We start from the raw sequence: 14,490 nt of genomic DNA, 5'->3' as shown, positions 1-14,490 counted from the left end.
GGGGGTCCGGACGTCAGTTTGGGCCGATTGCTCCCCGATCACTCCCGCCTCCATGCGAGTCGACAACCCGGCCCCGGGCAAACCACCCCAAACTAGCCCAGAACTTCTGGCTCCACGCTATCAGCCTACTGTTTCAAGAACGCGTGTCGCCAGGCGAGGATGAGACGTTACTTTCGGCACCTGCGGCCGATCGACGTACCCGATCGTCAATGTCTTGGCCGTTTGTGCGCGCCCGCAGGAGGACCAGCGCGAGCATCGCGGCCGTCGCCGCCGCGGCCGCGATCAAGGCGAACGCCAGCACCTGTCCCACCGTCGCCGGGTCCACCGCGATCACTACCACGGCGAGTACGACGATCGCTACCCACAGCGGCCCGGCCGGCCGCCGGGCACCGGCCGCGATCTGCGCGTTCAGCAGGAAGAAGATCACCGCGTACAGCGCACCGACGGCGGCGAAGTACGGCGCCAGCGCGGCCAGCGACCGGTAGTCGGCCCCGCCGACCAGCCGTACGGCCAGGTCGGAGGCGACCGCGGTGACCGTCACCAGGATCACCCCTGAGCCACCGATCAGCACCAGACCGGCCGCGAGCGCGCGCCGTGCGCCCTGCGCCAGGTGCGGCAGGGCGAGCAGGGTCACCACCGCCGGTGCCCAGATCGCGCCCCGGGTCAGGACCGCGCCAACGGCGTACGCGCCGGACTCGTCGGGCGCCAGCACGTAACGGGCCAGGATCAGGTCGGCGTACGAGGCGACCAGCATGGCCAGCGTCGCGCTCGCCGCGGTCAGCACCGCCCGGCCGTGCAGGGTCCCGGACCGGGTGGCGGCGTGCGGCGTACGGGCGATCCAGGCGAGCACCGGCGGCGCGAGCCAGGCCGTCACCGCGCCGACGGCGATCGAGCCGACCAGCCCGGCGCCCGCGGCCAGCCCGATGATCACACCGCCGTACCGGGCGGCCGCGAGCAGGGCCATGGCGGCCGCGAGCCCGGTGAACCGCCGGCTGCCCTGCAACTCGCCGAGCGACCGGCCGACCAGCACGATCGGGACGGTCATCGCTGCGAGCAGCAGCGGCACCGCGACCGGCAGGTGCAGCGCCGCGGCCAGGACGGGCGTCGCGAGCAGGACGGCGCCGCCGCACAGCGCGGCGGTCACCGCGCTGACCCGGCCGACGTTCGCCGGCTCGTCGCCGCGGGCCACCGACACCGCGACCGCGGTCTGCAGGCCGACCCCGGGGACGGCCGCGATCGCCACCAGCGCCATCGCCGTCGCCAGCGCGCCCAGATCTCCGGCGTCCAGGAACCGCGCGCCGAGCAGCGGCAACGCGTACGCGATCAGGTTGCCGGCCATGTTCGCCGCGGTCACCACGACGCCCGCCCGGCCGAGGGCGGCCGCCCCCGCTGCGCCGCTGCGCTCGCTCAAGGTGCCTCCGGTCCCGCGTACAGTGACGCCACCTAGCGTGTGGCGCCGTCGTGAGGAGGTCAACCGTGCGGGAGCGGTTGCTGCTCCACGGCACCGCCGCCCTGCTCGTGGTCGCCGTGCTGGCCCCGCTCGCCACGCCAGGGTACGTGCTGGCGTACGACATGGTCTTCGTGCCCCGACAGCCGCTGCGCTGGGACCTGATCGCGCCCGCCGACGCGCTGCCCCGGGCGGTACCGCTGGACACGCTGGTCGCGCTCGTCACCCAGGTCGTACCCGGGTGGCTGGTGCAGAAGGTGGTGCTGGCCGCGATCGTCTACGCCGCGGCGGTCGGCGCGGGCCGGTTGGTGCCGGCCGAGCGGACCCTCACCCGGCTGGTGGCGGCGATCGGGTACGTCTGGACGCCGTACCTGGCCGAGCGGCTGCTCATCGGGCACTGGGGGCTGCTGCTCTGCTACGCCGCCCTGCCCTGGCTGGTGGCCGCGGCCAAGGATCGGGACCTCCCGCGCCTGGTCCTCGCCGCGGCGGTCGCGTCGGTGACGCCCACCGGCGGGGTGATCGCGTTCGCGACGGTGTGCGTCCTCGTGCTCAGCCGGCGCCGCGCGGACCTGCTCGCGGTCGCGGCCACCGCCGCCCTGAACGCGCCCTGGCTGCTCGCCGCCCTGGCGACGTCGGCGGGCGGCCGGTCGGACCCCGCCGGCGTCGCCGCGTTCGCCGCCCGCGGCGAGAACTGGAGCGGCCCGCTGGGCGCGCTCGCCGGCACGGGCGGCATCTGGAACGCGCAGACCGCCCCGGACAGCCGCGGCTCGCCCCTGGTGCCCCTGGTCACCGTGCTGCTGCTGGCGCTGGCCGTGGCCGGGGTCTCGGTGCTGCGCCGCCGGTGGCCCCCGGGTTCGCCACCCGGCTGGGGCTGCTGGGCCTGGCCAGTCTCGTGCTGGCCGCGGCCGGTACGTGGCCGGGCGCCCCGGTCCTGGAGTGGCTCGTCGGGCACGTGCCCGGTGCGGGACTGCTGCGCGATGGGCAGAAGCTGCTCATCCCGTACACCTTGGTGTTGGTGGTGTGTGCGGCGCTCGGCGCGGAGCGGCTGAACCGGAACGCGGTGCTGGTGGCGGCGGCGCTGCTGCCCATCGCGCTGATGCCCGACCTGGCCCTCGGCGGCGCCGGGCGGCTGCGGCCGGTGGAGTACCCGCGGGACTGGGACGTCGTCGCGGCGCGGATCGAGGCGGCGCCGGGACCGGTGGTGTCGCTGCCATTCGGTGCATTCCGGGCGTACGCGTGGAACCGGCGGCACGTGGCGATCGATCCGGCGCCGCGCTATCTCGACGCGCCCGTCCTCGTCGACGACACGCTGCGGGTCGGTGACCTGGTGGTGGCCGGGGAGAACCCGCGGGCCGCCGAGATCCGCCGCCAGCTCGTCGCCGGGCAGCCGCTGACCGGCGTGCGCTGGGTGCTGGTCCAGCACGACGCGGGCGGCGAGGCGCCGGCGGCCGCCCTGGCCGGCCTCCAACTCGTCCACAGTGGACCCACGCTGTCCCTGTACGAGAACCCCGGCACCGTGAGCGCAGCGCGAACAGACTGGCCGCTGCCCCTCGCCGGCCACCTGCTGGCCCTCGCCGTCGTCCTGGTCGCCGGGTGGTTGCGCCTCGGCCGGGGGGCGCTACTCAAATCCAGGTCCCGGCCCTAGGATGCCGGAGTTCGGCAGGGCTGGGACGGCGGGAGGAGGAACCGTGCGACGGTCGCCCGTGGTCTGGCTCAGCGCGGTGCTGGTGGCGATCCTCGCCGGCTGGGCCGCCGTGGCGTACCTGACCGGACGCGACGACGGCGGCGACTGCGCCGCACCGGTGACCGTCCGGGTGGCCGCGGCCCCGGCCATCGCGGAGGCGGTGACGGAGGCGGCGGGCGCCGCGACGGACCCCTGCTACCGCGTCGAGGTGTCGGCCCGGGACTCGGCGGCCGTCGCCGCGGCGCTGGCCGCCCCGCCGTCCGCGGACGCGCCGCACGCCTGGGTGCCCGAGTCGAGCTTCTGGCTGCGCCGCGCCAAGGCCCAGGGGGCGTTCGAGACGCCCGACCGGGGCACCTCCGTCGCCAGTACGCCGGTCGTCGTCGCCATGACCGAGCAGGTGGCGGGCCGGTTCGGCTGGCCGGGCAAGGCCGTGCCCTGGTCGGCCCTGCTCGCCCCGAACGCTCCGAACGTGCCGGTGGGCCTGCCCGACCCGGCCAGCGACCCGCTGGGGGTCTCCGCCGTCATCGGCATCCGCGCGCTCACCTCGAAGGCCGCGAACGCCGAGGCGACCAACGTCGCGGCCCTCCGCCGCATTTCGCCTCATACCGTCACGCACGGGGCCAACCTCTACCAGCGGCTGCCCGGCGCGACGGACACCGGCAAGACGCTCACCGCGTTCGTCACCAGCGAGCAGGCGATGCTCCGCCACAACCGCCAGGCCCCGGAGACGACGCTCGTGCCGGCCTACCCCGACCCGTCGGTGCCGGCGCTCGACTTCCCGTACGTCGTGCTGCCCGGCGCGGGTGACGCCGAACGGCAGGCGGCGACCCGGTTCCTGACCACGCTGATCGCGCCGCCGGGGCAGCGGATCCTGCGCACGTACGACTTCAAGGCGCCCGGCGACGACGCGCTGCCCGACGACGACGCGCTGGTGCAACTGCTGACCGCGTGGACCGGCGTACACCTGTCGGCCCGGCTGCTCGGCGTGCTCGACGTGTCCGGCTCGATGCAGGAGCAGGTCGCCGGCGGCGGAGATACCCGGATGTCGGCCACCGTTCGGGCGGTCCAACAGGGCCTCGGCCTCATGCTCGACACCACCGAGGTGGGTTTCTGGGTCTTCTCGAGCAAGCTCGACGGCGACCGCGACTACCGCGTGCTGGCCCGGCCGCAGCCGCTCGGCGAGCAGCGCGAGCGGCTGATCGCCGAGCTGGCCAAGGTACGCGCCGAGCCGGGCGGCCAGACCGGGCTGTATGACACCACGCTGGCGGCGTACCAGGACGCCCGGCGCAACTGGACGGCCGGTCGGATCAACGTGGTGGTGATTTTCGCCGACGGCGAGAACAACGACCCGGGCAGCATCAGCCGGGCCAACCTGATCGCCGAGCTCACCAAGCTCAGCGACCCGCGCCGCCCGCTGCCCATCATCTTCATCGGCATCGGCGGCGACATCGACCAGAAAGGGCTCACCGCCATCGCCAAGGTGACCGGGGCCGGGTGTTTCTCTCCAAGGACGCCAGCGGGATCCGCCAGATCTTCTTCGCCGCGCTGGCGGAGCTGAGCTGCCAGCCACCGGCGTGCACGAAATGAGAGCCGTCAAACGCGAGCCGACCGCCATCGCCTGCCTGCTCGCCCTGGCGGCACTCTCGTTCGCGCAGGCGCCCGGGCGCGCCACCTTCGACACCAAGCTCGACCTGGCCGTCAACCCGATCGGGTTCCTGGCCCGCTCGCTGCACCTGTGGAACCCCCAGGCCACCTCCGGCGAGCTGCAGAACCAGGCGTACGGCTACCTCTTCCCGATGGGCCCGTTCTTCGCGCTGGGCCAACTGCTCCACCTGCCCGTGTGGATCACGCAGCGGCTGTGGTGCGCCCTGCTGCTGGGCACGGCGTTCCTCGGTGTGCTCCTGCTCGGCCGGGCGCTGCGCATCGGCACCGAAAGCACCCGCCACGTGGCCGCCCTGGCGTACGCGGTGGCGCCCCGGGTGCTCACCGAGATCGGCCCGCTGTCGTCGGAGTCGCTGCCGGCCGTGCTGCTGCCCTGGACGCTGCTGCCGCTGGTCCGCGCGGATCGCGGGCTGACCACGCCGCGCCGGGCCGCCGGGCTCAGTGCACTGGCGGTGCTCTGCATGGGCGGCGTCAACGCGGCGATGGTCCTGATGGCGCTGGTCCTGCCGGGGCTCTGGCTGCTCACCCGGCGGTTCACGGCCGAGCACCTGCGGCTGATCGGCTGGTGGTGCGCCGGGATCGTGGCGTGCGTGCTGTGGTGGCTGGTCCCGCTGTTCCTCCTCGGTCGGTACAGCCTGCCGTTCCTGTCGTACATCGAGTCCTCGACCGACACGACCGCGGTGGCCTCGCTCTTCCAGGCCGTCCGCGGCACCAACCAGTGGGTCGCGTACGTGGTCCAGGGCGTGCCGTGGTGGCCGTCCGGCTGGATGCTCATCGACAACCCGGCCCTCATGGTGGCGACGATGCTGGTCGCCGCCCTCGGCCTCGCCGGGCTGGCCCGGCCCAACCTGCCGGAGCGCGGGTTCCTCGTCCTCGCCATGGTCGTCGGGCTCCTCCTGCTCACCGTCGGGTACGTCGGCACCCTCGACAGTCCACTGTCGAGCGCCGCGCGGGAGCTGCTGGACGGGCCGCTCGCACCGTTCCGCAACATCCACAAGTTCGAGCCGGTCCTGCGGCTGCCCATCGTGCTCGGCCTGGCCCACGGTGCGCCGCTGCTGTGGGAGTGGCTGCGCCGCCCGATCACCAAGGCGCCCACCCCCACCTGGATGGGGGCGCTGCCGGCCCTGCTGCTGGTCGGCGTCGTCGCGGCGCCGGCCTGGCTGCTGGACCTGCGCCCCGGGCCAGGATGGACGCAGATACCGGCGCACTGGCGGCAGGCCACCACCTGGCTCGCCGATCAGGACCGGAACGCGCGCACGCTGGTGGTGCCGGGCTCCGGATTCGGCCACTACACCTGGGGCCGCACGGTCGACGAGCCGATCCAGCCGCTCGCCGAGGCGCCCTGGGCGCTGCGCAACCAGATCCCGCTCGGCTCCGAGGGCAACACCCGGATGATGGACGCGGTCGAGGAGGCCCTCGCCAGCGGCGCCGGCTCGCCCGGCCTCGCCGCGTACCTGGCGCGGGCCGGCTACCGCTACGTGTTGCTGCGCAACGACATCGACCGGCTCCGCACCGGGGCGCCGCCGATCTCCGTACTGCGCCAGGCGCTGACCCGCTCGCCCGGCTTCACGCGGGCGATCACGTTCGGGCCCAAGGTCACCCCGGCCGACGAGACCAGCCGCAGCCCGGTCGACTACGGCACCGAGCCGGTGCCGTCCATCGAGGTGTACGAGGTGGGCGGCGCGGCGCCACTGGCCCGGACCGTGTTGACGAGCGACGTCGCGACCGTCAGCGGTGGCCCGGAGTCCCTGCTGCCGCTGCTCGACCAGGGCCTGATCGAGCGCGACCGGCCGGCCGTGCTCGCCGGCGAACGCACCGGCGTGGCGACCGGTCCGCGACTGGTCACCGACGGCCTGCGCCGCCGGGAGCGCAACATCGGGCGGGTACGCGACAATCTGAGCCAGACGCTGACCGCGACCGAGGCACCCCGGCAGGACCGCCCGTCGCTGGACATCCTGCCGTACTCGGACGAGGCGCATCAGACCGTCGCGACGTACGCGGGCATCCGGTCGGTCACCGCCTCGACGTCCGCCAGCTTCGCCGACGCGTTCGGCGGCTCCGAGCCGTCGTACCTGCCGTTCGCGGCGATCGACGGCGACCGGAGCACCTCGTGGCACAGCTCCAGCTTCTACTCATCCGTAGGCCAGTGGCTCCAGGTGGACCTCGACACCCCTAGAGAGGTCGACGAGATCAACCTGGAGTTCGTCGACGACCTGCGGGTGGGGTGGACGGTCGCCCGGGTACGGATCACCACCGACTCGGGCAGCGTCGAGCGGGACGTGCCGCCGGAGCCGGGCCCGCACGCGTACGACGTGGTGCCGGGGCTCACCACGAAGGTCCGCGTCACGCCGATCGCGCTGGAGGCCGGCCGGACCGACGGCAACGTCGGCATCCGCGAGCTGACCATCCCGGACGCGCCGGCCACCCGGGCGCTGCGGGTGCCCGACGACGTCGAGTCGACCGGTGAGCTGCCGGCGTTCGGCTTCACCCGGGGCTACCAGTCCCGGCCGGCGTGCCTGGCCGTGGACGGGGCCACCCGGTGCGACCCCAACCTGGCCCGCGTGGGCGAGGAGCCGCACGGCGTGGACCGCCTCTTCCGTACGCCCGCGCCCTCGACGTACACGCTGAACATGACCGCGGTGGCGCGGCCCGGCGGCGTCCTGCCGGCGTCCCCGCCGCATGTGACCGTCGATGCGTCCTCGTGGCTCGGTGGCGACCCGGCGGTCGCCGCCCTGGCGGCCGTCGACGGCGACCCGGCCACCGCGTGGGTCTCGGACATCGGCGACGGCCAGCCGGCCCTGCGCCTGAAGTGGATCGGCCAGCGCGAGCTGAACCAGATCCGGCTCCGCGCCGCCGACACACCGGTCGCCTCCACGCCCTCGATAGTCGAGCTGCGCACGCCCACCGAGACCCGGCTGGTCCGGCTGGACACCGCCGGGCAGGCCGTCTTCCCGCCGCTGGTCACCGACCAGGTCGAGATCGCCATCAGCGGCATCAACACCCGCTCGCTCGACCTACGCGGCGACGGCTCGCAGGCGCCCGCCGGCATCGCCGAGGTCGAACTGCCCGGCCTCGCCGGCCTGCTCAAGCCGGTGCCGGCGCAGACCCCGTTCGCCCTGCCGTGCGGGAAGGGCCCGGCGGTCGAGCTGGACGGCCGCCGGCTGCAGACCGCCCTGTCCGGGACGCTCGCGGACGTGATCGCGCGGCGCCCGCTCGCGGTCACCGTCTGCGGCCTGTACGGCGAGGAGGGCATCCCGCTGAACGCCGGCGAGCACCATCTGCGGACCGAGCCGTCGGACCACTTCGTCATCCAGGACGCCACACTCCGGCCGTCCGGCTGGACCGCCGGCACCGTCCACGAACGACCGTCGCATGTGGAGCGCTGGCACACCACCGATCGCGCCGTACGCGTGGAGGCCGGCGAGGAGGCACTGCTCGTCGTCCCGGAGAACGCCAACTCCGGCTGGGTCGCCACCCTCGACGGGAAGCGCCTCACACCGACCAGAGTGGACGGTTGGCAACAGGCGTGGACCGTGCCGGCCGGCGCGGGCGGGCTCGTGCGGCTGCGGTTCGAGCCGGACGGGGCGTACCGGCTGGGGCTGGCCGCCGGCGGCGTCGCCGCGCTCGCCGTGGTGATCCTGGCCCTGCTGCCGGCCCGCCCCCGGCCGGACCGGCACCGCCGCCCGCCGGGCCGCAGATACGAGTACGTCCTGAGCGCCGCGCTGGTGGTCCTGGCCGTCCTGCTCGGCGGCGTGCTGCCGGTGGCGCTCGTGGTCGCCTGCCTGATCGTGCGGCAACTACGGCCACAGGTCCTGCCCGCCGTCGCGTTCGGCGGCGCCGCGGCCGCGATGGTGGTGGCGGCGGCCGGCCGGCTGCTCGGGCACGGACAGGGCTGGGCGCACAACGCGTGGGCCCAGGGCGCGATGCTCGTGGCCGTCGCCGCGGTCATCGCGGCTGCGATCCGCGTGCCCGGTGGTGCGTCGATGGACGACGACCCATCTGATTCTGGTGTTGCGACGGGCGTTACTGATCGGTAAATTCAGGTAGCTCCACGACGGGGGCCCTTTTGAAAGGCGATAAATCGTGCGGACTTACCTCGCCATCGCCGCCGGATCCGCGGCGGGTGCCTTCCTCGCGGTGATCGCTGCATTCGCACTCATCTCGGCGAACGCGCCGGACCAGGACGCCGAGCGGCTGATCAACAGCGGACAGACCAGCGCGGAGTCGACGTTGCAGTACGGTCAGCGCTGAAGCTGCGCCTGCTCACCGAGGATGATCTCCTCGAACGCGTCCACGCTGCGCTTCCACTCGTAGTTGCTGGCGTGCGCCCGCCCGGCCTCGTCCATCCGCGCGCGCAGATCCGCCTCGCTCAGCAGGCGCTCGACGCCCGCGACGAAGTCGCCGAAGTCGTCGGCGAGCAGCCCGGTCCGGCCGTCGAGCACCGACTCACATACGCCGCCGGCCGACCGGTACGCCACCGTCGGCACGCCGCGCGCGGCCGCCTCCATGACGACGATGCCCCAGCCCTCCTTGGCGGACGGGCACAGGTGCACCCAGGACCGGGCGAGGATCTCGTGCTTGTCCTGCTCGTCGACCCAGCCGTGCAGCAGCACGTGGTCGGCGACGCCGCGCTCGGCGGCGTGCTCGCGCAGCGTCTCCAGCCACGGCCCGCGACCGACGATCTCCAGGCGCAGGCCCGGCCACCGGTCGCGCAGCAGCGCCACCGCGTCGATGGCGTGCTCCAGGCGCTTGTGGGGCATCAGCCGGCTCACGGCTACCAGCAGCGGCTCGGGCGCGCGCCGCGACGTCTGGACGGTCACCGGGTCGAGCCCGTTCGGCACCACGCTCACCCGCTCCGGCGTCACGCCGAGCGTGGCCAGTTCGGACCGGGTGTGCTCGGAAACCGTGACGTACCGGCAGCGGCGGTAGACGACCGGCGCCAGCCGCGACTCGATCCACCAGCCCACGCCGCCCAGCCGCCGGCCGAACCAGCTGTACCACTGTTGCCGGTGCAGGTGGTGCAGCACCACGACGACCGTGGCGCGGGTGAAGAGGCGGGAGAAGAACGGCAGGCCGTTCTGCACGTCGATCACCACGTCCGCGCGCGAGAAGAGCACGGCCAGCATCGCGTACAGGTGGACGGTGTACTTGTTGCCCCGGCGGATGAAGTCGACGCCGTCGACCTGCTCCCGATCGGGGGCGTTATCGTGCCTGGGGCACCGGATCGTGACCTGGTGGCCGCGAGCCACCAGGCCCTCGGCGATCCGTTCCACGTACCGCTCGGATCCGCCACCCTCCGGGTGTTGCGTGTCCCGCCAACTGACCACCAGAACCGAAGCCACTAAACCCTCCGGGCGGATCGATGAGCAAAAGACAACGCACACTCGCGCGCTCGGTCGCCCTCTTCCGGGCGTTCCTGGTGGAGCAGACCGACCCGGACCGCTTCTACCAAGCGCTGGCCAACGACTCGGTCACCCAACTTTCCGGGTACGTCGGCCTGACCGACCGTGCCGTCCTGGACGTGGGCGGCGGCCCCGGCTACTTCGCCGACGCGTTCCGGGCGGCGGGAGCGACGTACTTCGGCGTGGACCCCGACGTGGGCGAGCTGTCCGCGCGCGGCGAGCCCGCCAAGGACATGGTCCGGGCCAGCGGTACGGCGTTGCCGTTCCGCACCGACGCGGTGGACGTCTGCTACTCCTCCAACGTGCTGGAGCACGTCGCGGAGCCGACCGAGATGCTGCGGGAGATGGTCCGGGTGACCCGGCCGGGCGGCGTCCTCTTCGTCTCCTTCACGCCGTGGTGGTCGCCCTGGGGTGGCCACGAGACCGCCCCCTGGCACTACCTCGGCGGGGACCGCGCGGCGCGGCGCTACGAGCGCCGTACCGGCCATCCGCCGAAGAACCGCTTCGGACAAAGCCTTTTTCCCCTCTCCATCGGCTCCGTGCTGCGTTGGGCGCGGCACTGCCCGGACGTCGAGGTCCTCGAGGCGCTGCCGCGCTACCACCCCTGGTGGGCACAGTGGATCGTGCGCACGCCCGTCCTGCGTGAGGTCCTGTCCTGGAACCTCGCGCTGGTGCTGCGCAAGCGTTGAGATTTGAGTTGAGCGAGCAGTGCCCGCCGCGCGCGAACGCGGCGGGCACTGTTGTCCTTTAGGCGCTTGCCTTTTCGATCGTCTGGCCGCGGCGGAACCGCGGCTCCCTCGGCGGCTCGGCACCGTCGCCCGAGCCGCCGCGACGCCTACGCGGCAACAGGAACACGCCGCCCACGATCAGCAGCAGGCCCACAGCCAGGAGTACGAGCGGACCGGTGAACTGGATCATCCGGAGCTTGTTCCGGGCTTCCTCACCGTCGGCGACCTGGTTCTGCACGGTCTCCTGGGTGAACCCCAGCGTGCCGGCCAGCAGCACCTGACCGTCGGTGCCGTCGGGCCCGCGCAGCCACTGGCGCACCTCTTCCTGCCCCTTGACGATCAGGCCGCTGTACGGCTCGACCCACACGGTGCGGGTGTTCTCGTACATCCGGGCCGCGGTCACCGACGCCTCGGTCGACTTGACCAGGCTGCCGGGCACCTCCCGGTCCTGGATCTTCACCGCCGGGATCTTCTGGACGAACCGGTAGACCGGCAGGCCGTTGACCTTGTCCTCGCCGTCGAACTTCATCGGCGGCGTGGACGCCCGGGAGTTGAGGTCGAAGTAGGGGTAGTCCTTCTTCTCCGTGTTGAACGGGAACTTGTACGCCAGGCCCGAGTGCACGACCGAGATGTCGTCGTCGATGCGCTGGTTCGAGCACTTCGCGAGGGACTCAGCCGTACGCCGGTCGACGCACACCTGCTCCTCGGTCGCGCTGACCAGCACGTCCTTGTCGTCTTGCAGGACCAGGCCGACGCGCCAAAGAGCCAAGTCACCGTCCACCTTCACCTCGGGGGCGGTGAGGGAGCCCCGGATGATCCGGGTGGCGGTGACGGTGGCGTCGGTACGCTGAGTGAACGTGCCAGGGTAGAAGACGGTCATCCCGCCGCCTTGAGAAACAGTTGTCGACTCGGGGTCCAGGGGCGCCACCGCAAGCTTGTCGTGCACATAGAACCTGAGCAGCGCGGCGAGGACGATCGCGAAGACACCCAAGGAAAGCAGGACCGCGGCGGCTACGCGTCGCAATGCAACCTCCAGGAAATGAGCCGGATCACAGTGGCGCAGACGTTACCCCACGGTAGGTAATGGAGAAAGTGGGGGAGCCGAACGTTTCCATGTCGGTACTTCCGTGGCAGTCTCTCGCCATGGCAGTGGAGGGCACCGAGGCTCCGGCGCCGCCCCGGGAGTCACCGGAAGCGGGAGACCAGGACAAGGACCAGGCCGGCTGGCTGGCGCGGTGGATCGCGAAGGATCCGGTCCGCGCCGTCGCCATCGGTCTGATCCTGTTGCAGGTGATCTGGCGCGTACAGCTGGCCTCGCGCGGCTTCCTGACCATCGACGACTATCCGCTCGCCTCCAAGGTCGCGGAGTCCGACCTGACTCCCGACCTGCTCCTGAGCCTCTACAGCAACCACCTCATGCCTGGCGCGCAAGCCTTCACCTGGCTGGTCACCGACGAGCTCGGGCTCGTGTACTGGCCGTACCTGCTGGCGATGGCCGTCGCCCAGGCGGTGCTCGGATTGGCCTTCTACCGGCTGCTGCGGTCGCTGACGCCAGCCCGATGGGGGGTACTGATCCCCCTGTGTGTGTTCCTCTTCAGCCCGTTGACGCTTGAGGCGATCGCCTGGTGGGCGGTGGGCGCCAACGCGCTGCCGATGCAGCTCGCGATGGTGCTGGCTTTGGGGGCACAGGTGAAATATGTCCGGACGCGCCGGATCCGCCACCTGGGCTCGCTGGCCGCGGCCGTCGTACTCGGGCTGATTTTCTTCGAGAAGGCGCTGCTGGTCGTGCCGCTGGTGTTCCTGGCGACGGCGTGCCTGTTCACCACCGGCGGGCCGGTGCGCAGCGTGATCCGGACCGTGCGCCTGTACTGGCCGTCCTGGCTGGTGCTCACCGCCATCTCCGGCGGCTACCTCGGGCTCTACCTGTCCCGCACCGAGTCGTCTTCGCTGCGCGAGCCGGCCTCGCTCAACGAGGTCATCACGTTCCTCCAGGAAATGCTCACCGGCACCCTGCTCCCCGGCCTCATGGGCGGCCCGTGGCGGTGGCTCGACACCGGCGACGGCGCACCCGTCACCGCCACCGCACAGCTCATGCGGTGGCTGTCCGCCGCCGTGTTCATCGCCCTGATCGTCATCACGGTCCGGCGCAGCCGTTTCGCCGTCCGCGCCTGGACCCTGCTCGGCCTGTACCTCACGATCGTCGTCGGCCTGCTCGCGCTGACCCGGCTCGGCTCCGAGTTCAGCGCGGTGGCCGGCCTCGTCCCCCGCTACGTCGCCGACGTCGTACCGGTGGCGGCGCTCTGCATCGGCGTGGCACTCTTCGGCGTCCGCTCCGACCTTCCGGGTGCAGCGGGCACCGAGCGCTGGACCTGGGCCGGCCTCTTCCGCGATCGGCAGTCCGTCCTCGCGCCCATCGCGGTCGTGGTCGCGTCCATCCTCGCGATCGGGACCATCTGGACCACGACCGAGTTCGGCGAGGACTGGGCGGTCAAGTACGGGCGCGACTACGTACACACCGCCGAGTTGGCACTCGTCGCGGCGCCACGAGACACGGTGTTTCTGGACCGGCCCGTGCCCGAGATCGTGATACACAAGCTGGCCGCGCCGTACAACATGCAGTCCCGGTTCTTCGCCCCGCTCAACCCGCGGCCGCGGTTCGTCGACATAGCCGAGCACCCGTCGGTGTTCGACGACAAGGGCAACATCCGGCAGGCCCGCGTCGAAGGCATCACCAACAAGCCGGGGCCGCAGGAGGGCTGCGGCTACCTGGTCTCAGAGGGTCAGCCGGCATCGATACCGCTGTCCAGCGAGGTGTACGACTGGGTCTGGGTGGTGCGGATCGCGTACATCAGCGCCGGCGACACGACAGCGGTGTTCCGCCTCGGCAGGGGTGAACGGCAGTTCGACGTACGCCGCGGCCTGAACCAGATCTTCTTCACGATCGGGGGCGGCGGCACCGAGGCCACGCTCACCCTCGCCGACCCCGCCATCACGCTCTGCACCAACGAGATCTACATCGGCAACCCCATACCGGCCGAGTAGCAAGCCAATCCCGACTGTCACACCCCCCTACGCTCCCCTCATGCATGCTGCTGTTCTGCGACCCGGCCGACCGGCCACTGCTGGCGGTGGTGCTGGAGGTCCAACGCCGCTGGGATGACAGCAAACGGCGCAACTGGAAGCTATAAGTGGCCCAGCTAGAGGCCGAACTGCCCGCGAAGGGCGATCTTGTATTAAGACGTTGTACTGGCCGGGCTGCCCGTGGCGACCCGGACCCGTTGGGAGGCGTTCATGACCACCATCGCCGACTACGAGTTCCGCAGCGAACTGCTGCGGGGCATCGCCGCCGAGAATCGCAAGATCGGCGAGGTCCTAGGCGAGGCCCGCGCGGTCCTGACCGTGCTCGACGGGCGTGACGTGGCGGTGCCGGCCGACGTTCGCGACCGGATCCTCGCCTGCACCGATCTGCCCCAGCTCGACACCTGGCTCCGTCGGGCCGCCATCGCCACCAGCATCGACGACATCGTCGGCGGCTAAACAACAGTCACATCGCGACACTCCGCATCG

The 14,490-nt window shown here is 72.2% G+C and carries 9 protein-coding genes and 1 pseudogene; 7 read left to right on the top strand and 3 right to left on the bottom strand.

Translation table 11 applies throughout. From position 1 onward, the window contains the following. Nucleotides 1–133 precede the first annotated feature (133 nt). A complete protein-coding gene (locus tag Prum_RS29690; protein ID WP_173079476.1) occupies nucleotides 134–1,411 on the bottom strand; it encodes a lipopolysaccharide biosynthesis protein in 1,278 nt (425 codons plus the stop codon). Between the two features lie 50 nt (nucleotides 1,412–1,461). Between Prum_RS29690 and Prum_RS29685 the strand changes: the two are divergent. The 4 genes and pseudogenes from Prum_RS29685 (at nucleotide 1,462) to Prum_RS29670 (ending at nucleotide 9,044) form a co-directional block, all read left to right on the top strand. Beyond that, nucleotides 1,462–3,092: pseudogene (locus tag Prum_RS29685) on the top strand (MmpA family trehalose lipid delivery protein). Between the two features lie 43 nt (nucleotides 3,093–3,135). Then, nucleotides 3,136–4,689, top strand: coding sequence for a substrate-binding domain-containing protein (locus Prum_RS29680; protein WP_173079475.1), 1,554 nt, complete (start codon nucleotides 3,136–3,138; stop codon nucleotides 4,687–4,689). Between the two features lie 25 nt (nucleotides 4,690–4,714). Then, nucleotides 4,715–8,830 (top strand): alpha-(1->3)-arabinofuranosyltransferase, encoded by a 4,116-nt coding sequence (locus Prum_RS29675; protein ID WP_173079474.1) that lies wholly within the window; start codon nucleotides 4,715–4,717, stop codon nucleotides 8,828–8,830. A 46-nt stretch (nucleotides 8,831–8,876) separates the two neighbouring features. Beyond that, on the top strand, nucleotides 8,877–9,044 hold the full coding sequence (locus Prum_RS29670) for a hypothetical protein (RefSeq protein WP_173079473.1): 168 nt from the start codon (nucleotides 8,877–8,879) through the stop codon (nucleotides 9,042–9,044). Here the strand turns inward: Prum_RS29670 and Prum_RS29665 are convergent. Next, nucleotides 9,035–10,135: a glycosyltransferase family 4 protein gene (locus tag Prum_RS29665; RefSeq protein WP_173079472.1), complete on the bottom strand. Its 1,101-nt coding sequence runs from the start codon at nucleotides 10,133–10,135 to the stop codon at nucleotides 9,035–9,037. The genes Prum_RS29670 and Prum_RS29665 overlap by 10 nt on opposite strands. A gap of 20 nt (nucleotides 10,136–10,155) precedes the next feature. Between Prum_RS29665 and Prum_RS29660 the strand changes: the two genes are divergently transcribed. Continuing rightward, nucleotides 10,156–10,884, top strand: a complete 729-nt coding sequence (locus tag Prum_RS29660; RefSeq protein WP_173079471.1) for a class I SAM-dependent methyltransferase — start codon at nucleotides 10,156–10,158, stop codon at nucleotides 10,882–10,884. 58 nt (nucleotides 10,885–10,942) lie between these two features. On the opposite strand, the gene pgfA is transcribed toward Prum_RS29660, so the two are convergent. Further along, nucleotides 10,943–11,947 carry a cell envelope lipid trafficking protein PgfA gene (pgfA, locus tag Prum_RS29655; protein ID WP_173079470.1) on the bottom strand — a complete coding sequence of 335 codons (1,005 nt, stop codon included), beginning with the start codon at nucleotides 11,945–11,947 and terminating at the stop codon, nucleotides 10,943–10,945. A gap of 119 nt (nucleotides 11,948–12,066) precedes the next feature. Here pgfA and Prum_RS29650 point away from each other — a divergent pair, with 119 nt between their 5' ends. Next, entirely contained in the window at nucleotides 12,067–13,965 is a 1,899-nt protein-coding gene (locus Prum_RS29650) for a glycosyltransferase family protein (protein WP_173079469.1), read from the top strand. 249 nt (nucleotides 13,966–14,214) lie between these two features. Next, nucleotides 14,215–14,460 (top strand): hypothetical protein, encoded by a 246-nt coding sequence (locus tag Prum_RS29645; RefSeq protein WP_173079468.1) that lies wholly within the window; start codon nucleotides 14,215–14,217, stop codon nucleotides 14,458–14,460. Nucleotides 14,461–14,490 lie beyond the last annotated feature (30 nt).

The organism is Phytohabitans rumicis (assembly GCF_011764445.1).
In the GTDB taxonomy this organism is placed as follows: domain Bacteria; phylum Actinomycetota; class Actinomycetes; order Mycobacteriales; family Micromonosporaceae; genus Phytohabitans; species Phytohabitans rumicis.
This window is presented reverse-complemented; position numbering and strand designations above follow the sequence as displayed.